This window comes from Mesobacillus foraminis (genome assembly GCF_004340465.1).
GTDB classification, from domain to species: domain Bacteria; phylum Bacillota; class Bacilli; order Bacillales; family Cytobacillaceae; genus Mesobacillus_B; species Mesobacillus_B foraminis.
The window spans coordinates 225,966-247,924 of record NZ_SLVV01000009.1 but is presented as its reverse complement, the minus strand read 5'-3'; the positions used below and the strand labels follow the sequence as shown (position 1 = coordinate 247,924).

Genomic DNA, 21,959 nt, shown 5'->3' with positions numbered 1-21,959 from the left:
TTTTCCAGCAAAAAGACGCAGAAAAGCACCGGTATCTCAGTAACCGATGCTTATTCATTATGGCCCCGCTTATTCATCAGCTCTTTCACTTTATCCTTTGGCTCCCAGCACTTAAATTGATAGGTTGTTTTTGTTTCATATCCAAGCCGGCCGCAAAAATAGGACATTTTTCCGTCCATGCGTTTTGCAACAAAATGAATGCAGGTTGCGCAAGCATGATAAGAGCCTTTCATGTATCCTTCCCCTGCGATTCGAGCGACTCCCAAAACCATTTATCAAGTAATTCTGTCATCTGCTTGCCAGTCCCAAAGTCCTCCACTGTTTCCTCTAAACAATTAAGCAGGCAATGAATCAGCTCCATAACCTCCTCCACCTCCCCAGGAAAAAGCAACGAGCTATTTTTCCTGGCATTGACCAATTTTAGATAGGCAGCCAATTCTGGACTGGTGCCATCAGATGAATGCTTCATGCATCCCGGGAATAGTCGTGCCGAGATTTCCTGGTTTTCGCTCAGCCCTTTGATGATCATCAAAGAGCGGAGGCTGTATAAAAGCTGTTTCTGCCGCCCAGCCAAATTGGAGCTACCTTCTGCATCCTTGAGGTTTCTCTTTGCAAGGTTCAGGTAGTGTTTGCCCAATGAATAGGGAGAATAACCGTATTTAATAATTTCCCTCAGTTTATTTCCAAAACCGTCTCGATTCCTGTAGACAATAGGAGAATAAGACCATTCCAGCAGGCTGGGGTTTGATTTCCTCATTAAACGGAACGCCTTTTTTACATCCCAGCCCTGAGAATCAAACGGGAACGAGTGGTCGATGACTTCAGGTGGATCATCGATTGAGAGGTAGTCTCTTAATTCCTTGTATTTATATATATACCGGATATCCCGGTCTGATTCAGGGGAATGATATCCCCATGCCCTGCTGCCTGCCTCACAGGCAAACAGGACATCAATGTGATGGTCAGTCTCAATTTTTTTGAGCCATTCCTCCACTCGTCACACTTCCTTGGACTGTTCTTTTAAGGAACATAAAATATTTTTAAGGTCATCTATAGGATAATCGATTGTTAATGCCGACTCTACCCCGACATAGTATTCCTTCGCCTGCTCAGTATAGTCGTCCAGCAGTTCTTTAAAACATTGCCTCATCACTTTGTCGTAATGGTGCTTGAGAAGGTCATTTTGCACCCTCAGGTAATCATCGGCCGGATGCTGAAGCAGCTGTTCCAGGGCATCGCTCATGTCCTTTTTTTCATTCTTTTCGAAGAATGCTTTGGGATTCCTGAATAGCCCAAGTGCCTTTTTGAATAGCGTTTTGTCGAGATCCTTAAGAGCTTCTTCAAACTCTATCTCTGGAAACTCCTGCATCTCCCAAAAGGAGCATGCCATGTCAGCATTCACTCTTCTGATTTCTTCTTTGAGCTGGTGCTGGAACTCTTGAAGAACTTTTCCAATAAAGGCTTCGATCCTCAATGTGGACGCCCTCATTTCCTGGAGGAGGTCATATCCGATACTGGATATCAGCTCGTCCAGAGCCGTCTGCAGGGCTCTTTTTAAGTCACGCCCATCCTGTTTAATTAGAGTTGGATTAAAGGCTTCACGGAAAAATTCTCCGAAACGGAAAAATACTCTCTGTTTAATATAATAAATTAATTCATCGGATTCCTGGGTGAGCTGATTCAGAAGAATTTCAGGTTCCTTTCTGTTGATCAGGCTAAGTACGGCAGCCTTTTGGTTCTCCAGTTGCTTAAGCTTTAAGTCTTTTTCCTCTTGCCCTTCCTCGGCAGAATGAATCATTCTTTCCAAAAGACTTAGAGACTGCTGCCGCTTGGCTTCTGCGGAATCCATTGCCATTTTCATAAGGTCGTCGGAGATAAATGAATAAAACGCCTTTTCAAAGACCTGGAATTTTGATGTCAGCAAAGGCCTTGCTTCCAATTTTTCCTGCAGCGCCTGAAGGCTTGATACTGGGTACATATGAGGTTTCCTAATTCCGTATTGAACAAGCTGCCCTTCCACATACTCAAGGACGGAATTCATTTCTTCTTCTGAGCCGGCCAAATCGATGGCATTTACAATAAAGAACATCTTATCAAGTTCGAAGGTATCCTTCACTCTGCCAAGCTGGATGAGAAATTCCCGGTCTGCTCTTGAAAATGCGTGATTATAATAAGTGACAAACAGAATGGCGTCGGAATTTTTAATATAATCAAAGGCCACTCCGGTATGCCGGGCATTAATGGAGTCAGCTCCTGGAGTATCAACAAGAGTAATCCCTTCATTTGTGAGTTCACATTCATAATAAACCTCGATCCATTCAACAAAACATGACTTTTCCTCATCTGCGACATAGCCCCGGAAGGAATCCAAATCTGTTTCAAAAACCATGCCTGAACGGTTGCTGAATAAAGGGTAACCCTTGGCAAAGGCTCTCAGGAATGAATAGTGAAGATTTTCAGATGAGCCAGTGTTTGCCTTTTTGTCTGTGATAGCAGCAATCTTGTCAGTTGCATCCTGCAGGCTTGAAGCCTCGAGCTGAAATAGTTTAAGGGAACGGTTTACCTCTTCAAGGAGCAGTGTCTGTTCTTTTACTTTCACCATGACTGTGCCATGTGGATGCTCTTTATCAACTGGTTTAATTTTATTGATTGCCGCCGTAGTAGGATTGGGTGAAACAGGGAGCAGGTTTTCGCCGATGAGCGCATTGGCAAAGGAAGATTTACCAGCACTGAAAGCTCCGAACAGCGCCACGGTAAACTGCTGGTTTTCCAGGCTCGCCGCTTTATCCCTCAATTCTTTGGAAATTCTTTTTAGTCCCGGCAAATCGGCAACTAATCCTGAAGTGTGATGCAGTTTCTTTACAAGAGTGTTAACTTGTGTTCGATTTATGCCCGGAAGTTTATTGGTATCGGGTTGGCCATCTTCCTGTAACTCTTCTGTTTTCATGCTCTCCGCCAACACTGTTTTGGTTGTAGCCGACTCTGTGACAATCTCTTCCTTCTGAACCTTCATGAAGACAGCCCTGGCTGCCTGGTCATTTACTTCAGTTTCCTCCTCACCATATAAAACTTCAAATATTGCTTTTTTCTTCTTATCCAGGAGGTCCTGAACAGCCAATAGATTTCTGTACATACTGTCAAGGGATTCGAGCTCCTGCAATTTACCATTCATTTCATTGATTTCATTTTGGACCTCTGCCTTTATTTCTGCCAAATAACCGTCCCTAAAAGCAGCTGCCTGCTTGCGCGCATGTCTCTTCAAAGCCTCAGCTACATCCGAAGTATAATTTAACACATAGTCCCCTGTTGCCATTGCGCCAGTTTTGACCGTATCTGTCAGCAGTTCTTTTGAAAAGTCAATTTGGAAATTCTGTGCTTTTTTGTCAAGTTCAGTATTACGAATTCCAGATTCTTTTAACAGTCTGCGGAAATATTCCCGTACATGCCAGTCAAGCTGGGCCTTTACCTTTTCCGCAAGATCCTGATAAAACCGCTCGAGCCTTTCCGACCGTTCCTGCGCAGTCTTTTGTTTAGCAAAGAACAAGCCTGCTTTGAATCCTGGCTGCATAGCTTCTAAATAAGCAGCTGCGAGTTCCCTCGTCTGAAATGGCATTAAATATGCATTTTTCAAAATGCTGTCCAGCTCATTGGAAAAGCTGGATGCTGCATTGACCTCCCTTTGAAGCAGACCCTCAACCCTGGCTTTGAGATCGGCATGCTTGCTGGCAAGCCTAGGCCACTCTTCTTCGGGGACTGCACTCAGTGCTGAAAGACAGGCTTCCGATTGCTCCTCAGCCTGCGTAGAGATTAGTTTAATATGGTCTTCTGTTACTTTGACCAATGAATTGAAAACAGATGCAGGAAGCAGCTGGTCCCTGTGAGAAATTCTCTCCCGTAAAAACTGCTTAAGTTCAATAAATTGATTATATGGCAGTTCTGAATTCCTTAAAGAGGTATAAAATATTCCCTTTGGCCGGACACCCCATGCGTCAAACGAGTCAGCCACACTTTGCTTGAATTCCTCAAACCGCAATTCTTCTTCCCGATGCTTGTCAATCATGTTTACTACCAGGTAAAGCTCCTTGCCTGCATCAGTCAGCCCTTTGGTAAATAAAAAATTTAATTCTGATTGAACATGGTTGTAATCCATAGCATAAAAAACAAGGTCCGCTAAATGGAGAGCCGATTCAGTAGCGATTCGGTGTGCGTCGTCAGCCGAGTCAATCCCAGGAGTATCCATGATGACAACGTCTTTCAGAAATCCGCTTCCAGCATGGCTAATTTCAATGCTCTCAATTTGATCTCCGTCCTTGCAAAAATTCTTGACTGTCTCATAATCATAAGGAGCAGGATATAGCCTCGGAATTCCTTCCTTAAAGAAAACACGGGCATATTCTTCCCCCTGTTTTACTTTCACAAGGTTGGCACTGGTCGGAATCGGACTCGAAGGGAGAATCTCCTCGCCGACAAGAGTATTGATCATACTGGATTTCCCTGCTGAGAAATGGCCGCAAAAAGCCACAGCATACTCTTTTTCCATCAATTTTCTGCCGAGCTCGATTGACTTGTCAGAAGCATCTATATTTTCATGGTTTAAAAACAATTGTTGAAGCTGCAGGATTTTCCCAAGCAGCTGCTTTTCTTTTCGTGCAACTAAATGACCCATTTGATAAACCCCTTGTGACAGATTTGTGAATTCCTCCTTCATTTTATATGATTTTTCACTCTTTTCCCAATATTAATTTTGAAAATAGGCTGTTTAATAATACATTCAGTTACAGCAAACCGTTGATTGAGGAAGAATGGCGCAGGAGTCTTTCATGGAAAGGGGGAAAGGCGCAAAGCTGGCACGTTCAGCGCCGGGAGACTTTCGTAACCTAACCCCACTGGACACGGTAATCAGCACGGAGCTAAAAATAAAAGCCCGGAGCGATTTTCCGGGCCGTACAAATGGTTTGTTTAGTTATTGGTTTTAAGCACATGGCCTAATACATATTTCATGACACCTGAATATATGGCTACAGTCGTTATAACAAATAATGAAGTCATTGTTAACTCACCATCCCTGTAGATGATAACACCGTAATTGAGAATCAATTTCAGCCTATTAACAATAGTAGCATTATTGATTCTCATTATCAATGAGTTTCATTATTTATCATACTTTTTTAACAACTTTGGGATGAAACGGCTATTGTCCTCAAATTGTGCTTCATAATAAGTCAGTTCATTAAGAGCTTGCTCCTCAGCCGGAATTCTGATGCCCAGGATCAGAAGATTCAGCCCAGTAAATATGAAGGCTGTAAAATACGCATTGAACAGTAACGGAATTGTGATAATTTCCACCGCGACAACCAGGTAGTTTGGATGCTTAATGAACCGGTAAGGCCCCTTTTTGACAATATCCGCATTTGGAAGGACAATGATTTTAGTATTCCAGTAAGGTCCCAGCGATGAAATGGCCCATACTCTTATCCCCTGTGTCAGTAAAAATACGGCAAGAAGCACTGGCCAGAAAGTGGACAAGCCCCGATTATAATAATAGACTTCAAAAATCGTTGAAAGGATAAATGCTGTATGGACGAAAACAATAAAAGGATAATGCCCTGATCCAAACTCAATGGCTCCCTTGGCCTTCATCCACTGTTCATTTCTTCGCGCAACAGCCAGTTCTGACAGTCTTTGGACAATGATAAACCCGATAAATATTAAAAATGCCATCCTATTCCCACCTCAGCAGCAGCAGTTCTGAGCTAAAACCCGGACCCAGGGCAGCTGCAAGCCCAAGTTCGCCAGATTCAGCGTTTAACATGAAATCCTTAAGAACGTAAAGAATGGTAGCTGAGGACATGTTTCCATAATTCCGTAGGATTTTAAGTGATATATCTGTCATATTTGGAGGCAGATTCAAAGTGTTTATGTAGGCATCCAACACTTTTTTTCCGCCAGGATGAGCAATAAAGTGGGTTAGGTCAGAAACCATGATGCCTTGAGAGTGTAGAAATCCAGTTACATTGGGCCCAAGCCAGTTTTCTACAATGCTGGGTATGCTCCTCGAAAAGACAACATATAGACCTTCGTTTTTCACATCCCACCCCATGACATCCAGGGAATCCTTCATTAAAGTCGAGTTCGCTGCCAGCACCCGAGGTACAGCTTCCCTCATACGGTTTTTCTGATAAGGAGATTCTTCCCCGCAAACGAGGGCACATGCCACCCCATCGGCAAACAGCGAGGTTCCGACAAGATTGCTTTTAGAACGGTCATTTCTCTGGAAGGTCAGACTGCATAATTCAATTGAAAGGACTAATACATTCGCTTTTGGGAAGGCAAGACAGTACTCATAGGCTCTGGACAATCCAGATGCCCCACCGGCACACCCGAGTCCCCAAATGGGTATTCGTTTTGTATGGGGAGAAAAAGGCAGGATATTCATAATCCTTGCCTCAATGCTCGGTGTCGCAAGCCCGGAGCTCGTTATCGTAAAGATTGCGTCAATATCTTCAAATGGAACAGGTTCCTGTAGGAAGTTGGTGCTGGAAAGGCATTTTTCAATGGCCTCTGTCCCAAGCCTTAGGGCAGCTTCAATAAAGGCATCGTTTTTTTCCTGAAAGCTATGATCACTCTTGAACCATTCCAGGTCCTTGGCAAAATAGCGTTTCTCAATCTGGGCATTCATAAATACGGGCAGCAATCTCTTAATATCTTTAAACGATTCAGAAAAAAGTTCTTCTGCAAACTCCATCACCCTGTCCTGCCCAATAGAATAAGGCGGGGTTGCTTCTTCCACTGAAAGAATGGTCGGCATTCGGCTACTCTCCTCACTTCTTCATAAGGTTACTTTTTCCATTTACCCAGCGACTATGCAGTGAAACTACTGACAGGACAAAGAAGCTCTATTTTTATCAGAAAAACTCTATAGGTAGAAAAAAAGCCTTCCCGAAAAATCGGGAAGGCCTGACGTTTTGAAGGGAGTTGCTGTGCCTCTTTATTATAATGGATTGTAACGCTCTATACAGCAGAAAATCATTACCAGTTGAAAAAGTTAAAAGCCGTGAATTGTCATGCCCCCGTCCACAAACAATGTCTGGCCGGTTACATAGCTGCCTGCATCGGAACTTAAGAACACTGCGGGTCCAACCAGTTCGGGAAGCTCCCCAACACGATCCAGAGGGGTAACCGCAAGAATGTCCCTCAGATACTCCTCATCCGCGAGCAATTTTTCCGTCAGCGGCGTTTTAAAATACCATGGCCCAATACTGTTCACATTGATTCCATACTGACCCCACTCCATGGCCAGCACTTTTGTCATTTGAATCATGGCTGCTTTTGTAGAAGCATAGACGACGCCTGTACGAAGTGCGACATGGCCAGCTACTGAAGCGATATTGATGATCCTTCCTCCGGTATCCTGTTCTTTCATCAATGCCCCGACTTCCTGGGACATCATAAAGGCCGATTTCAGGTTAGTATCCATGATTGTCTGCCACTCCTGTTCAGACACATCAAGAGCCTTGCTGCGAATGTTCATTCCCGCATTATTGATAAGAATATCAATTTTCCCCCACTTGCCATGGATCCTGGAAATGGCATTATGTATTTCTTCTCTGCTGGTTACATCGGCACGAATTGGGAGGGCTTCCCTGCCCATGTCTTTGATGATTCCCGCAGTATCCTTGAGATCTCCTTCAGTTCTGGCAATCAGGACTACATCTGCCCCAGCCTCTGCAAACCCTATTGCCAGGGCTCTTCCGATTCCTCTTCCTGCACCTGTTACGACTGCCACTTTTCCATCTAAACTAAATGAAGGCAAAAACATTAAATCACCATTCCTTTTCTATTTTTCCAAAAACATTTTAACACATTATCGAAAAAAGGCACCGGAACCCCGATGCCTTTGGTTTATTTAGAATTCGGCTGGGATTGTACCTCAATCCAAATTTTCTTGACCGCCAATGTACCGCAGCGCTTACAGGTTTGCAATTCATTATACAGCTGACGGCACCGGTCGCAGTAAAACTTCTGCATCTTTCATCACATCCCTGACAGGATCAATTTATACTAGTTTATTGCTTCGGCCAAATAAAGGTGAAATAAAAACAAAAAAACAGCTTTGGATGAATCTTCGAGACTATGAATTTTATGATTGCCTACTGCGGATAAAGTCCAAATGATTGGAGCTGCGAAGCCACCTGCGGGAGAAGATTTTTGAAGAACCAAGGAGCTTAGGGCTGGCTCCCCGGTCACCCTGCCGTTAGCGAACAAAACACCTGTAACGATAGGTAAAGACTGATTGACAGCCGGCAATGCTTTAACTTGTTTCATATAAAATGCTGTTTGAGGAAATATAGCCTATTCATCGAGAACTATTATTATCATGGCAACAAATCAGCCTATGCAGGTCCACTCTGAAGAGAAAAACATTCAAGTAAAAAGCGAATAAGGTTCAGAAAGAAAGTCCTTCTGAACCTATCTCCACAAAAAAACAGGCAGCCCCTTGAATAAGGGCTGCCTGTTAATTCTTTTAATTACATTTTGCGGACGTTTGCTGCTTGAGCTCCGCGCTGGCCTTGTTCGATATCAAAAGATACTTCCTGGCCTTCATCTAAAGATTTAAAGCCTTCGCCTTGAATTGCTGAGAAATGAACGAATACATCTTCTCCGCCTTCACGTTCGATGAATCCGAAACCTTTTTCTGCATTAAACCATTTTACTTTTCCATTTTCCATGTTTGTTGCCTCCCAGTGCGAAGAACGCACAATGTATTACTATCCTTGCTCATATTCAAGACGTAAAGCTTTATCACTTATCGATCCTTACATAGCGAACAAAAATAATTCTTTTTAAGAATAACAAACTGAAGACTGAATAGCAAGGAATGCTGGAAAATATATTATTCCAATAATTGTCAGGACGCTTTCTGCTCTTCCAGAACTGGAATGGAGCGGGTTTTTCTGCCAGGGATGACATTAAACAGGATATTCAATGCTATTGCTGTTAAACTTCCTGCCACAATCCCGTTGCTGGTAAGAATTTGCACACTTGCAGGCATTTCTGCAAACAGGCTTGGGACAGTAGTGACGCCAAGGCCCATTCCAACAGAACAAGCAATGATCAGGAGATTCTCCTGAGAAGTAAAATCAACCTTGTTCAGCATTTTTATTCCATATGCAATAACCATCCCAAACATCGCTACCATTGCTCCGCCCAGTACAGCCGAAGGAATGACGGTCGTCAGCGCGCCGATTTTTGGTACCAGCCCGAGAAGAACCAGCATTCCGGCGGCCGTGTAAATTACATTTTTCCCTTTGACCCCAGACAGCTGGATAAGCCCGACATTTTGAGAATAAGTTGTATATGGGAAAGAGTTAAACAGGCCACCCAGGATGATGGCAAGGCCTTCTGCACGGTAACCCCTGGCCATTTCCTGTCCTGTCAGTTTCTGCCTGTAAATATCGCTGAGTGCGAAATAAACTCCTGTCGCCTCAACCATGCCGACCAAAGCGACTAGAACCATTGTGAGAATCGGTGTTACTTCAAAGGTTGGCATACCAAAGTATAGCGGCGCAGGCATATGGAACCACGATGCTTCGCCGACAGCTGAAAAGTCTGTCAAGCCCATGAAGGATGCTGTAACAGTTCCTGCGGCCAGTCCAAGAAGGATTGAAATGGAACGAACAAAGCCATCAAAGAAGCGGTACAGAACAATGATGAAAAGAAGGGTACCAAATGCAAGCGAAATATTGGACAGGGATCCAAAGTCAGCACTTCCTTCTCCCCCTGCCATATTATTCATGGCAACTGGGATTAGCGTAATTCCGATAATGGTAACAACTGAACCTGTAACAACGGGCGGAAAGAACTTAATCAATTTGCCGAAGATACTAGAGACTAACACAACAAATAGTCCTGAAACAAGAATTGCACCATAAATGGAGGAAATGCCATATTCGGCCCCTATTGAAATCATTGGCCCAACGGCAGTGAAGGTACACCCAAGAACGACCGGCAAGCCAATCCCAAAGTACTTATTTTTCCAGACTTGAAGCAGCGTTGCGATTCCGCACATCATAATGTCAATGGACACAAGGTAAGTAAGCTGTTCTCCCGTCAAGCCGAGAGCACCTCCGACAATCAACGGAACAACTACAGCCCCTGCATACATGGCCAATACATGCTGGATTCCCAGTGAAGCAATCTTTAATGGATTGTTTTTCATTTTAATGCTTCCTCTCTTTCCCGGATAAAAGTTACCTGTTTATTTGCCAGGGATTGAATACGTGCAAGTGATTCCACCTTATAGCCCTGCAGCCTTAATTTCTCCCCGCCATCCTGAAATGCCTTTTCAATCACAATCCCGATTCCTGAAACGTTCGCTCCTGCCTGCTTGACAATATTGATCAGTCCCTGCGCTGCTTCTCCGTTTGCAAGGAAATCATCAATGATAAGCACATGGTCATTTTCCTGCAGAAAATTATTTGAAACGGAAATCTCATTGGACTCATTCTTTGTGAAAGAATAGACAGATGATGTTAAGAGATTTTCAGTTAAAGTAAGCGACTTTCGCTTTCTCGCAAAAATAACAGGAACATCCATATATAACCCTGCCATAACAGACGGTGCAATCCCTGAAGATTCAATCGTAAGAATCTTTGTTACTGGTACTTCTTTGAATCTATTTGCGAATTCTTTCCCGATCTCTTTCATTAAAATTGGGTCAACCTGATGGTTTAGAAAAGAATCTACCTTTAACACTGAATCGGATAAGACCTTTCCCTCTTGCAAGATCTTTTGCTGCAATAGTCTCATGTTCTCCTGCTCCTTTTGAACCAAAATAAAAATGCCTGGAGGTCAAAGCTTCACATCAAGGTTCGAGTGAAGCAATGACCTCCAGGCATCTGGCGTTAAAGGTTTCAGAAGAACCATAAGAGGGTCTTCCCATTGCCCACTCATAGTCGGATTATTTACGGCAATCCGGTAGAAACTTGCAGGCCATATCCCTGCGATTATATGAGTGAAACTATCAATTTCATAAATTATTATAACACTTGCTCTTAATATTTCAATAGTAATCACTGAAATCCGAATATTTTTTACAAACTGCGAATTAATAGTTCGCAAAAAATTCTCTATTTGTTTGTATATTCATCCAGGCATATTCCCGATACTGTTTTGATACCCTTTCAAATGCCCACTTTTTCACAAAATGCGGTTTCACATATTGTTCACAGCTTCCCCCGAAGTGATGTGATAAAAATCACTGTTACAACAACTTTACACTACTATCATAGTAAATATAACAAGAATGAACAATTTGTGAACTGGGGAAAACCCGATGGCAGTTACACAATTGTTTTGTATGATGAAAATGTACTCATTGTTTAATTAACGGAAGGGAGTGGGCATTAGTGGCACAGCCTGGACTCGAAAAAAAGACGAGCACGAAGGTGGAAGACCAATCTTCATTGAAAGGAACATTGGCCTCCGTTTTCTTGCTTGGGTTCTTTCTGATCATTACTTGGGTTGGCGTTTTTTATTTATTTGTTGATCGATTCTAGTATAAATAACCAAAGGGGAATGAATGAACATGCATATTCACAAATTTGAAAAAATCTGGCTGATATTTGGCGTAGCCACATTGCTAGTCTTCCTTTCGGTCGTAGGCGTAAGCGCCTTTTACCTGGGGAATCAGCCTCCCAGCTGCCTTGCTACAATCAATCCAGAAAAGGTAGATACCACTGCGCCATTTGATCAGCCTGGGCTAAAAAAAGTTAAAGGAAAAGAATGGGATTATGAACTAGTATTCGTCGCTTCCGCCTTCCAATACAACCCTGGTGAAGTAGAGGTGCCTTTAGGTGCAAAAGTGAAGGTGCTGGCAACCACTAAGGATGTGGTTCATGGCTTTTCCGTCGCCGGAACCAATATTAATATGATGCTGGAGCCCGGCTATATTTCTGAATTCACAACAACCTTTGACAAAACAGGAGAATTTCTGATTCTCTGCAACGAATATTGCGGAGCCGGACACCATATGATGACGTCTAAAATTAAGGTGGTGGAAAAATGAATTCTGTATCTGAAAAAATAAAAGTGGACCGCAGGGACGGAAAACTTGGCATGGCTCATTTTTATGTAGCTTTTATCGCCCTTGCAGTGGGCGGCATGGCCGGTCTGCTACAAGTACTGGTAAGGTCGGGAAAATTCCAGCTACCTGCCGGGATTGGGTACTATCAAATTCTGACGGTCCATGGTGTAGTTCTCGGACTTGTTTTGACTACTTTCTTTATCATTGGTTTTCAGATCGTCGCTGTAAGCCGTACTTCGGGAACTTTAACCAATAAACAGCGTCTCGCAGGCTGGACTGGTTTCTGGATCATGACTGCGGGGACCATTATGGCAGCGGTGATGATTCTATTGAATGAGGCTTCTGTTTTATATACTTTTTACGCACCTCTGCAGGCACATGCCCTCTACTATCTTGGGCTTACCCTGGTGATTGTCGGAAGCTGGGTTGACGGTTCGGTCATCATCATGGCGTATGCTGCATGGAGAAAGAAAAACCCTGGAAAACCCAGCCCGCTGCTGACTTTTATGTCATTGGTAAATACTCTGATGTGGATTATTGCCACCATTGGGGTTGCCTCTACCGTCTTATTTCAGTTATTGCCTTGGTCACTGGGCCTGGTTGAAACCGTTGATGTAGCGATAAGCAGAACATTATTCTGGTATTTTGGGCACCCCTGGTTTATTTCTGGCTGCTGCCAGCTTATATGGCATGGTATGTGATCATTCCAAAAATTATTGGCGGAAAGATTTTTTCGGATTCACTTGCCCGTTTAACTTTTATCCTCTTTTTACTATTCTCCATCCCTGTTGGCTTCCACCATCAGCTACTGGAGCCCGGCATTGACCCTGCATGGAAATTTTTCCAGGTTATTTTGACTTTTATGGTCATCATCCCATCCCTTATGACAGCCTTTTCACTTTTTGCCACTTTTGAAACCTTTGGCCGTTCAAAGGGAGCAACGGGGCTGTTCGGTTGGCTCAAAAAGCTGCCATGGGGCGATGCGCGTTTTATCGTTCCATTTATTGGGATGCTGAGCTTTATCCCTGCCGGCGCTGGCGGCATAATTAATGCATCTCATCAGATGAACCAAGTTGTCCATAATACAATCTGGGTCACAGGCCACTTTCACTTGACGGTCGCAACAGCTGTAGTTCTTACGTTTTTTGGTATAAGCTACTGGCTTGTCCCGCATCTTACTGGCAGGACTTTGACAAAGGCGATGAACAAACTGGCCATTGTCCAGGGAGTTTTCTGGGCAATTGGCATGACCTTTATGTCGGGGGCTATGCATGCGGCAGGTTTGCTCGGTGCTCCTCGCCGCTCTGCATACTCTGAGTATGGGGGTGCAGCTCAGGCAGCCGAGTGGATTCCATATCAAATCGCGCAGGCTGTTGGCGGTTCGATTTTATTCTTGGGAATCATTCTGATGCTCTACATTTTTATCAATCTTGCTTTCTTAGCTCCTAAAGGCGAAGAGGATTTCCCAGTGGGTGAAGCAGCAGACAAGAGGGAAAAAGCGCCAATGGTGCTTGAAAACTGGAAGCTTTGGCTTGGTATTGCTGTACTTCTAATCTTGTTCGCCTACACCATCCCATTCATTGATATGATCCAAAATGCTCCAGTCGGATCAAAAGGCTATAAGCTTTGGTAGCAGACTGCCCAGGAAAAACAAAAAAAGCGTTCCATTCAGTCATGGAGCGCTTTTTTGTCTGTTTGCATGAACAGTTTAACCTTCAAGCTGGCGTTTTCTCTTTGGAAGATTTACAGCTGATACTGATAAAAGAATAAGTACGATTCCCAATGTTTGGGATATATTGAGGGTATCTCCAAAAGCCATCACCCCAAGGAAGGCCGCAGCTACAGGTTCAATCGTAGCAATGATGGCCGCAGTACTGCTATCAACTTTCCCCAATCCCCAGGAGTAAGCAAAATAGGCCAGGACTGTTGGTACGACCCCCAGCCCAAGAGCATACAGGTAAAAGTCCCCGCTCCAGCCAATTTGCACTTTTTCCCCTGTGAAAAACACAGGGAGCATAAAGACCGAAGCTGTCACAAATGTATAGATTGTGAGAGTAAAAGGGTGGTATTTCCTTAGCGCTAATTTCCCGAAAATACTATATAGCGCATAGCCCAGACCAGCTCCCAAACCAATCATGATACTTGAAACTGGAAAGCTGCTTCCTTGAACGGAATAAACCCCGGCCACCAATGTACAGCCGGTGATTGTTCCAACTACAGCAATCACCTTGTAAACAGTTAATTTTTCTTTTAAAAACAGCAACGATAAAACAATCACAAATGCCGGTGATGTATAAAGAAGCGCTGCGGCCACCGGAATATTCATCTTTTCCATGGCAGTAAAGTAACACCAGTTAAAAAACACAATGCTTAACAGGCCGGTGCCCATAAACAGCGGCAAATCGCTCCAGTTTATTTTTAAATAGGAACGATAAAAGATAATACCTATGCCGATCAGCACTATTGCAGCCACAGTCACTCTGATTGTGACTATGTCCATTGCGCTGAACCCTGCCGAAGAAAGACCCTTGACAAAAAATCCAATTAACCCCCACATGAGTGCCGCAAAGGCGATTGCTAAATATGGCAACTTCCTCACCCTCGCCTTTCCATATTAAACATAGTGGAAAAGGCTACTGCTTCAAGGATAGTCTGTAGACCTCCTGATATTTATTTGTGAGGTAGTCGGCAAGGTAAGTGGCATTCAGTCCTTCTCCTGTTACATCCCGGAGAATTTCGAGCGGCTGTTTCATTTTTCCATGCTGATGAATCTTTTCTGTCAACCATTGCTGAATGGGTAGGAGATTGCCCTCTTCAAGCAGAGTGTCAAAGTCCAAGTCTAGTTCCATCGCATTTTTGAATTGGGCGGCATACATATAACCCAGTGCATACGATGGAAAATAGCCAAAGCTTCCTCCAGCCCAATGAACATCCTGAAGAACCCCTTCTGCATTTGTTTTCGGCCTGATTCCAAGATACTCCTCATACTTATCGTTCCAGATTTCAGGAAGGTCCTTCACTTCTATTTCATCATTAAACAGACCTTTTTCGATTTCATAACGCACCATGATATGCAAAGGGTACGTCAGCTCATCCGCCTCAATTCTGATCAGAGATGATTTTGATTCATTTATTGCCCGGTAAAAATCCTCGATGGGAACATCATCGAATTGCTCTCCTGCAAAGTCTTTCAGCAAGTGATAATTCTTCTTCCAAAAGGAAAGATTGCGCCCAACAAAATTTTCATAAAACAGTGATTGTGATTCATGGATTCCCATGGAAGTACCTGTTGAGAGCGGTGTCCCGATTAACTCACTGGAAAGATTTTGTTCATAAAGCGCATGGCCCCCTTCATGGATAGTCCCAAAGACAGCCGTCCGAAAATCGTTTTCATCGTATTTTGTCGTTACACGCACATCTCCTGGGTTGATTCCAATGGCAAATGGGTGAACTGTTTCATCAAGACGACCGGCATTAAAGTTATATCCCATTTGCTTTAGAATCTCCAGGCTGAATTCCCGCTGGTTTTCCTTTGGAAATTTTTCAAACAAGAAGCCAGTATGCGGCTTATTCGGAGATTCCGAAATTTCCTTTACCAGCGGAACGATCCTTTTACGCAAATCTCCAAAAACAGTATCGAGCATCTCCACTGTCACGCCGGGTTCGTACATTTCAAGAAGTGTGTTATACTTGTTTCCTTTAAAACCCCAGTAGCCAATGAACCTTTTTGTGGTCTCAACAAGCTTTTCGAGATAAGGTCTGAACATTTCGAAATCTGAATTTGACTTTGCTTCTTCCCAGACACTTTCTGCTTTTGACTGGAGAATGACATATTCTTTATACTCCTCCGCAGGAATTTTCCTGTTGCGTTCAAACTCTTTCCTGCAGACTTCAACTGCCTTTTTGACCAGTGAAGAGGTGTTTTCTTCCGAACTTAAGGCAGATATATAAGAAGCCATTTCTTCAGAAGTGGACATTTTAAAGACCTCAGAAGATAAGACTCCGATCACTTCAGAACGCTGATCTATTCCGTCTTTTGGAGCTCCTGTCCGCAAATCCCAGTAAATAACGGCTAACGCTTCCTCGTAGGCGGACATTTTTTTCACATACTCAAGAAATTGTCTTTCTATTTTAAGTATATCCATTAAGGTTCCCCCTTTTTATTCTCTTCCTTATATTAACATATTCAATCAATAACAGGTCTAAAACAGACCATTCAATCTAAAAAAAGGAACACCTGAAATGGTATGATTATGTCATGAGCCTGAATATATTACTAGAATCAAGGAGGAGATTTAGTGAAAGAGCTGGTTGGAGAATGTATTCAATGCGGAAAAGAAGTATTCTGTCTGGATGGATTCCTGAACGGGTCCGTGGATGACCAGCAGCAGCTGCTGTGTTTCGAGTGTGATGGTGCTGAAGACATGCCAAAAAGGGTGTCCCCTTAATTGAGGGACACCCTTTTGTTCGTTAAGCCAGTTTGGCTCCGTTATTAAGCTTTGAAGGGTGAACAGGCAAAACAGAATGGATTCGTTCCAGGACTTCAGGCTCAAGATTTTGATCAAGGAGAACATGAACTTCTCCTTGATCTGTGCTTGTCCTGATCAATCGGCCAATTCCCTGTCTAAGCCTTAAGAGCATGTAAGGCAAGTCCACTTCGGTGAACGAGTTGCTTGCTTCTTCCCTTTTGGCAGCAAAGACTGGATCATTTGGCGGAAACGGAAGCGTAAACAGAATAACATTTTCCAATGCTCGCCCCGGGATATCCAGGCCTTCCCAAAGGTTTACCGAGCATAACACGGATTGTTCTTCATTTTGAAAGCGGGAGACGAGTGTTGAAATTTCTGCATCTCCTTCAAACAAGAGTGGAAATCCGAAGCTTCCCTGCACATACTTCTTAAAGCTATGAAGGTCATTCATGTCGGTAAACAAGACAAGAGCCCTGCCATTTGACGACTGAATTTGATCCATAGCGTATTTTGCCCTGGCTTCAAAATCCACTGGAGAGAATTCTGGTAAATAAAGACGCATTTTTTCTTCATAATCAAACGGCGAACTGACTGAAAAGGAAAGATAGTCGTCAATTCCCAAGCTTTTTGCGAGATAGTCAAACGAGTTACCCTCGGATAGCGTTGCGGATGAGAAGATAAAAGGCTTTTGCTGTGAAAATACCTCTTTTCGCAATATTTCTTCCACCATTTTAGGCATGATGACAAGCGTCTTTTCGCCGTTATGATTTTCAAGCCAGTTAATTCCGATCGAACGCCGTGCAAAAAGCGATAAGGAATAGCTAATCTGGTCAAGGTACTCTTCCACTATTTTTAGATTATAGTCATCGATGACAAACATTTCACTTTCAAACACTAATTCTTCCTGGATTGAATCAAGAAGCCAAAGAAGGTTTTCTGCCAAAGCGGTAACCGATGGCGCTTTATGCACAGTCATTTTCTCCGATGCCCGGCTTTCAGAGCTGCATTTAGCCAGCTCAGCAAAAAACTCATCATTTTTCGATATGGCCTGTTCCATCAGGTCCAGGGTCTTTTCCCTGACATCATTATCCATGATTCTGGTCAGCAATGTTTCCAATGTCCGCTCGGCAAAGCGGTATGTCAATGCCTTTTGGCTGGCGAACTCAAGAAGATGCCCCTCATCAAAAACGACACAGCTGCCATCCGGCAGGAAAGGAAGTTCCCCTTCCCTTATCCGTGACTCCTTCGTCCAAATATGCTCCATATAAAAATCATGTGAGCAGACAATGATATCGGCGGCATTTCGGTAGTGCTCCCGCTGAAGCGTCAATCCGCAGCGGTGACGCCTGCTGCAAGCCAGGCAGTCCTGCAAAGGGTCCCAGGATATATTCGCCCACTGTTCATCCGTCAGCGATGGATACTCTGTCCGGTCTCCATAGCGGTGGAATTTTTGCAGTGTTGATGTACTGTTAACGAAAGCAGGCAGACTGTCATACACCGCATTGTAGGCTTCATCATCATCAGTAACAAGCGGGTCAAGCTTATTCAGGCATAAATATTGGTCACGTGACTTAGCAAGCCTGACATCCATATTTAATTGAAGGGCTTGTTCAAGCTTTGCAATATCGCCTTCTTTTTTTACAAGCTGTTCAATCAGCCTTTCATCTGCACAGGCAATGATAGCTGGCTGGTTTGTATACCGTGCATAGCAGACAGCATATAACAGATAGACGATCGTCTTGCCGGTGCCAACACCCGCTTCTGCAAACATAGCCTTCTTATCTTTGAATGCCTTTTCAAGCTGAAAAGCCATGAAAATTTGTTCATCTCGTTCCTCGAATCCCGCTTCTGGCAATATCTCATAAAAAACATCACCGATCCATTCACTCAGCTTTTCAAAAAAAGAATCAGTCTTCGATATGGTAAATGGCAAGGTGCCAGGCATAAAATCCCTCCGTAAAAATAGAAAACGCCTCGAGGGCGCTTCAATCTAATCTTTAAACAACCATTCAATTATACATTAATATGCTCTATTTATCTTGTTATTTATTCTCCCGGGGCGGTCTTTTGCCCCAATACTGATAATAATCCGTTCGGATAAACCCATTGAACAGCTTCCGTTTCTTCGTGGCTGGCTTGCCATAAAATTTCTCAAAGTCCTCGTTGGAAGTCATGATGTATACAGACCATGTATCAAGAGGGATCAGAACTTTTCCCATCTCTTTATACATTTGCTCCACAGCACTCTTTTCACCCAGCCGCTCGCCGTATGGCGGATTGCTGACAATCACTCCATATTGATTTTGGGTTGTGAAATCCTGGACCCTCATTTGTTTAAATGTAACCAATTCTCCCAGTCCTGCCTCAAAGGCATTCTCTTTGGCGATATTTACAAGCCTATGGTCGATATCGGATCCAGTGATCTCCAGCGGCTGGTCATAATTAGCCATGTCCTCCGCCTCAGTCCTGGCCTGGTCCCATACCGCCCTTGAAATCCAGTCCCATGATTCAGAGACAAATTCCCGGTTGAAGCCTGGTGCAATATTCTGTCCAATCAAAGCAGCTTCGATAGGAATGGTCCCTGACCCGCAGAAAGGATCTGCAAACGGACGGTCCGGCGTCCAGTTCGTCAGCATCACCAGGGCAGCGGCCAATGTTTCTTTTAATGGTGCTTCACCTTGATCGACCCGGTAGCCCCTCTTGTGAAGTCCGCTTCCGCTGGCATCAATTGTAATGGTTGCGACATCCTTTACAAGCGCAACCTCTATTTTAAATAAAGGGCCGTTTTCTTCAAACCATGAGGTTTTTTTATAATGTTTCCTTAATCTTTCCACGATTGCTTTCTTTACAATCGCCTGGCAATCAGGCACACTGAATAATTTAGACTTTTGGGACTTGCCGCTGACCGGAAATTCGGCATTTTCCGGTAAAAATTGTTCCCATGGAATCGCCTTGGTCCGTTCAAACAGCTCGTCAAAAGTATAGGCTTTAAACTCACCAGCCTTAATCTTAACCCTGTCAGCGGTCCGCAGCCACAGATTGCTTCGGGCTATTGCAAGCTCGTCCCCCTGGAAGGTAATTCTCCCGTTTTCTACTTCACACTCATATCCAAGGGACCTGACCTCCTTGGCAACCAACGCCTCCAGCCCCATGGCAGAGGTAGCAATCAAATCAAATTTTTTCATCTATTTCACCCTTAATGATTTATATTCGGCTGTTGAACATCTATCATACCAGTTTAGCATCTGTCACTTCAAATAATCTATGTAAAAATAAAAGCCCTCCCGGCAATAGGAGAGCTTTTAAAAAACACTCATACAAAATCAATTAATAACGTTCTGTAAGCCATGTTTTGTTCCTTTGTGCTGCAAACGACAAATGTCTCGCACTCCGGTGGTAACCATCTATCTACAGGTTTTCACCTGTCCTTCTCTTCGTTCATTTCCTCCAAGAAAGTGCCCCTACCATTGTTTGGGTTTCTCGCTCGCGGGGTTTACCTCGTTCCACCCTCACCATTTCTGGTGAGGCTCCGTCACTGTGGCACTTTTATAGGTACTCATGCCATATCGATATCGACTTAGGCACTTTCCCTGCCGTCAGCCGCAAAAGGCGGCTGCCCTGGCTTATGAATTGGCCAGGCACGAACACTACGGGCATCTCAGCCCGTGCGAGCATGGACTTTCCTCTGCAGCAAGCTGCAGCGATTACCCGAACGCTATTAACGACTACAAAAACTATTATATATAATCAGAGGTAATATAGCAATGGTAATCAACTTGTAAATTTGGAAATAAACGGATTTAATCGTACAATTTATTACCAAATACGTGTTTTTCCAAGTTTGATAATCTCTTTAAAATATCAAAATTGGTTGTCCCGGCAGCAGCTTGTGTTGCAGGCCGCCTTGAAGCTTCCTCAAGCTGTTTTTTTAGCCGCAGGTTTTCTTGCTGAAGATCTTCGATTTCCTGATGGAAGGTTTCATAATCCTTAATCACCAGATCAAGATATTTATCCACGTCTTCAGGCTTATACCCTCGCATAGCGGTTTTGAACTCTTTTTCCAAAATATCTTTCGCTGTCAGTTTAATTTTATCAGATAGCATCATATTCACCTCAATTTACCCCTATCATCAACTTATATTTTTTCAAAAACGAGCAATTTTGTCAATTTTTCTACTTAAGCTAAAACTCCTGGTTATTGAACTCTTCTTCCTCAACAATTAACTGCAGGTCGTGGAAGCCGATCATCCGGATATCATATCCTTTTCTTTCCTGCTTCTGTTTAGCGGCTTCAAGGAAATATCTGGGGCTTCCCTCCTTTTCGGTGTCATACAGGATAATGAGCACATCACTTTTTTCAATCAAAAACTGGTTAGCTGCTTTAAGCTGCAAAGGTTTTTCATATGGACGCCTGGAAACCGAGTCAACATGATCCGCCTGGACAAGGACCGACTCATACCATTCCTTATTGTTTTCATTCCACTTTTCTTCCTGCTTTAAAAAAGGAGTAATGACAGACAGCTTTAAGTCAGGTAGATATTCCTGCAGCTGGAAGACAACTTCGGCTGCCCATAGCTCGACTCCGGGCTGTCCGCTGATGACAACCCATTCAAGACCTTCTTCTACCAGGGGGACAAGCTGCTTGAGGATGGCCGTTTTTATGTAGTTGACTGCAGGATGCTTTTGATTAAAAACACCAAGTTCATACGCTTTATACCCTGTTATGAGCGCAACTTTTGTCATGGCTTCTCCTTTCGCATCATTTCTAAGTGTATTCATTATTGTTTTAAATATTAACGTATGAATAGATTAATTTGGCAGTACGAAGTAAAAACAAGGGCTTTGCAGTCCAAGCCCTTGTTTTTATCAGCCTTTTAGTACTCTGAGACATTTAATTCCAAAACCTTGATTCCCTGAATAGGACTATCTTCCGAAAAATGGACCTGCACCTGGTCCGGGACCAAATGCACCGAATGGCGGACGTGGTCCTCCATAGAAATGCTGATGCGACACTTCATTTACAGAAGACTGAGTGTGCGGGAAATAATGAACATGATCAAATTTTGTATGATGGACATTAGTTGTGTGCGATGGATGAATATGCGGCACCACATTATTAGAGAAGCTATGGTTCACACAGCATTTGGTTGGATGAACGACAGCTGGCAAAACTTTTGTTGGTCTACAAAACATTTTATTCGCTCCTTCCTCATAAACTTTTTCTTTACATTACAGCCTATGAAAGAAAGGAGTGTCTTGTACTAAGGAAAACACCTATTTTAATAGCTTTTATCCTTAACAGACCTTAGAGGAAAGTATAAAAATTGTCTTTTAAGCCTGTAAAAACAATAGCTGTCAGACAAACGACCACAAAAAACATAACCAAAATTGCTTTATACATGATT

At 43.4% G+C, this 21,959-nt stretch carries 21 protein-coding genes, 1 other RNA gene, 1 pseudogene and 1 riboswitch; of the genes and pseudogenes, 5 read left to right on the top strand and 18 right to left on the bottom strand.

Annotated features, from left to right (window positions below; translation table 11 throughout):
* Window positions 1–50: 50 nt before the first annotated feature.
* Genes EV146_RS18020 through EV146_RS18010 form a run of 3 tightly spaced genes read right to left on the bottom strand, consistent with a single transcriptional unit; the run spans window position 51 to window position 4,666 of the window.
* Window positions 51–233, bottom strand: coding sequence for a hypothetical protein (locus tag EV146_RS18020; RefSeq protein ID WP_132009073.1), 183 nt, complete (start codon window positions 231–233; stop codon window positions 51–53).
* Window positions 230–994: a nucleotidyltransferase domain-containing protein gene (locus tag EV146_RS18015; protein WP_132009070.1), complete on the bottom strand. Its 765-nt coding sequence runs from the start codon at window positions 992–994 to the stop codon at window positions 230–232. Before EV146_RS18015 ends, EV146_RS18020 begins: the two co-directional genes overlap by 4 nt.
* A 3-nt stretch (window positions 995–997) precedes the next feature.
* Window positions 998–4,666, bottom strand: coding sequence for a dynamin family protein (locus tag EV146_RS18010; protein WP_132009067.1), 3,669 nt, complete (start codon window positions 4,664–4,666; stop codon window positions 998–1,000).
* A 154-nt stretch (window positions 4,667–4,820) separates the two neighbouring features.
* On the opposite strand from EV146_RS18010, the gene EV146_RS27125 reads away from it, so the two are divergent.
* Window positions 4,821–4,976: a hypothetical protein gene (locus EV146_RS27125; RefSeq protein ID WP_158287129.1), complete on the top strand. Its 156-nt coding sequence runs from the start codon at window positions 4,821–4,823 to the stop codon at window positions 4,974–4,976.
* Between the two features lie 175 nt (window positions 4,977–5,151).
* On the opposite strand, the gene EV146_RS18005 is transcribed toward EV146_RS27125, so the two are convergent.
* The 7 genes from EV146_RS18005 to EV146_RS17975 form a co-directional block, all read right to left on the bottom strand.
* Entirely contained in the window at window positions 5,152–5,721 is a 570-nt protein-coding gene (locus tag EV146_RS18005; protein WP_132009064.1) for an isoprenylcysteine carboxyl methyltransferase family protein, read from the bottom strand.
* A gap of 1 nt (window position 5,722) precedes the next feature.
* Window positions 5,723–6,808, bottom strand: coding sequence for a type III polyketide synthase (locus EV146_RS18000; RefSeq protein WP_132009061.1), 1,086 nt, complete (start codon window positions 6,806–6,808; stop codon window positions 5,723–5,725).
* Window positions 6,809–7,045: 237 nt separating this feature from the next.
* Window positions 7,046–7,819 (bottom strand): SDR family NAD(P)-dependent oxidoreductase, encoded by a 774-nt coding sequence (locus EV146_RS17995; RefSeq protein WP_132009058.1) that lies wholly within the window; start codon window positions 7,817–7,819, stop codon window positions 7,046–7,048.
* Window positions 7,820–8,061: 242 nt separating this feature from the next.
* The gene (locus tag EV146_RS17990) at window positions 8,062–8,325 is read right to left on the bottom strand and encodes a hypothetical protein (RefSeq protein WP_121612064.1); all 264 of its coding nucleotides are present in this window, start codon (window positions 8,323–8,325) and stop codon (window positions 8,062–8,064) included.
* A gap of 203 nt (window positions 8,326–8,528) precedes the next feature.
* Window positions 8,529–8,729, bottom strand: a complete 201-nt coding sequence (locus EV146_RS17985) for a cold-shock protein (RefSeq protein ID WP_121612063.1) — start codon at window positions 8,727–8,729, stop codon at window positions 8,529–8,531.
* Window positions 8,730–8,908: 179 nt separating this feature from the next.
* A complete protein-coding gene (locus EV146_RS17980) occupies window positions 8,909–10,219 on the bottom strand; it encodes a nucleobase:cation symporter-2 family protein (RefSeq protein WP_132009055.1) in 1,311 nt (436 codons plus the stop codon).
* Entirely contained in the window at window positions 10,216–10,809 is a 594-nt protein-coding gene (locus EV146_RS17975; RefSeq protein ID WP_121612061.1) for a xanthine phosphoribosyltransferase, read from the bottom strand. The genes EV146_RS17980 and EV146_RS17975 overlap by 4 nt, the downstream gene beginning before the upstream one ends.
* Window positions 10,810–10,932: 123 nt before the next feature.
* Window positions 10,933–11,034: riboswitch (purine riboswitch) on the bottom strand.
* A 374-nt stretch (window positions 11,035–11,408) separates the two neighbouring features.
* On the opposite strand from EV146_RS17975, the gene EV146_RS17970 reads away from it, so the two are divergent.
* The 3 genes and pseudogenes from EV146_RS17970 to EV146_RS17960 all read left to right on the top strand — a co-directional run bounded on the left by EV146_RS17970 (window position 11,409) and on the right by EV146_RS17960 (window position 13,718).
* Window positions 11,409–11,558 (top strand): cytochrome c oxidase subunit 2A, encoded by a 150-nt coding sequence (locus EV146_RS17970; protein WP_121612060.1) that lies wholly within the window; start codon window positions 11,409–11,411, stop codon window positions 11,556–11,558.
* A gap of 29 nt (window positions 11,559–11,587) precedes the next feature.
* Window positions 11,588–12,067: a cytochrome c oxidase subunit II gene (locus EV146_RS17965; RefSeq protein ID WP_132009052.1), complete on the top strand. Its 480-nt coding sequence runs from the start codon at window positions 11,588–11,590 to the stop codon at window positions 12,065–12,067.
* A pseudogene (locus tag EV146_RS17960) lies at window positions 12,064–13,718 on the top strand (b(o/a)3-type cytochrome-c oxidase subunit 1). Before EV146_RS17965 ends, EV146_RS17960 begins: the two are co-directional and overlap by 4 nt.
* A 75-nt stretch (window positions 13,719–13,793) precedes the next feature.
* Here the strand turns inward: EV146_RS17960 and EV146_RS17955 are convergent.
* Window positions 13,794–14,684, bottom strand: a complete 891-nt coding sequence (locus tag EV146_RS17955; protein ID WP_132009049.1) for a DMT family transporter — start codon at window positions 14,682–14,684, stop codon at window positions 13,794–13,796.
* A 34-nt stretch (window positions 14,685–14,718) separates the two neighbouring features.
* Window positions 14,719–16,230 carry a carboxypeptidase M32 gene (locus EV146_RS17950; protein ID WP_132009046.1) on the bottom strand — a complete coding sequence of 504 codons (1,512 nt, stop codon included), beginning with the start codon at window positions 16,228–16,230 and terminating at the stop codon, window positions 14,719–14,721.
* Window positions 16,231–16,383: 153 nt separating this feature from the next.
* On the opposite strand from EV146_RS17950, the gene EV146_RS27620 reads away from it, so the two are divergent.
* Complete coding sequence (locus EV146_RS27620; protein ID WP_162990231.1) at window positions 16,384–16,533, top strand: hypothetical protein; 150 nt, start codon at window positions 16,384–16,386, stop codon at window positions 16,531–16,533.
* 22 nt (window positions 16,534–16,555) lie between these two features.
* Here the strand turns inward: EV146_RS27620 and EV146_RS17945 are convergent, their stop codons facing one another.
* The 6 genes from EV146_RS17945 to EV146_RS17920 form a co-directional block, all read right to left on the bottom strand.
* A complete protein-coding gene (locus EV146_RS17945; RefSeq protein WP_132009043.1) occupies window positions 16,556–18,499 on the bottom strand; it encodes an ATP-dependent DNA helicase in 1,944 nt (647 codons plus the stop codon).
* Between the two features lie 97 nt (window positions 18,500–18,596).
* The gene (locus tag EV146_RS17940; protein ID WP_132009040.1) at window positions 18,597–19,739 is read right to left on the bottom strand and encodes a THUMP domain-containing class I SAM-dependent RNA methyltransferase; all 1,143 of its coding nucleotides are present in this window, start codon (window positions 19,737–19,739) and stop codon (window positions 18,597–18,599) included.
* A gap of 151 nt (window positions 19,740–19,890) precedes the next feature.
* Window positions 19,891–20,270: RNase P RNA component class B (gene rnpB, locus EV146_RS17935), an RNA gene on the bottom strand.
* Window positions 20,271–20,354: 84 nt separating this feature from the next.
* The gene (gene gpsB / locus EV146_RS17930; RefSeq protein ID WP_132009208.1) at window positions 20,355–20,657 is read right to left on the bottom strand and encodes a cell division regulator GpsB; all 303 of its coding nucleotides are present in this window, start codon (window positions 20,655–20,657) and stop codon (window positions 20,355–20,357) included.
* Window positions 20,658–20,736: 79 nt separating this feature from the next.
* Complete coding sequence (locus EV146_RS17925; protein ID WP_132009037.1) at window positions 20,737–21,297, bottom strand: SLOG family protein; 561 nt, start codon at window positions 21,295–21,297, stop codon at window positions 20,737–20,739.
* Between the two features lie 180 nt (window positions 21,298–21,477).
* Window positions 21,478–21,747, bottom strand: coding sequence for a CotD family spore coat protein (locus EV146_RS17920; RefSeq protein ID WP_121612052.1), 270 nt, complete (start codon window positions 21,745–21,747; stop codon window positions 21,478–21,480).
* Between the last annotated feature and the right edge of the window lie 212 nt (window positions 21,748–21,959).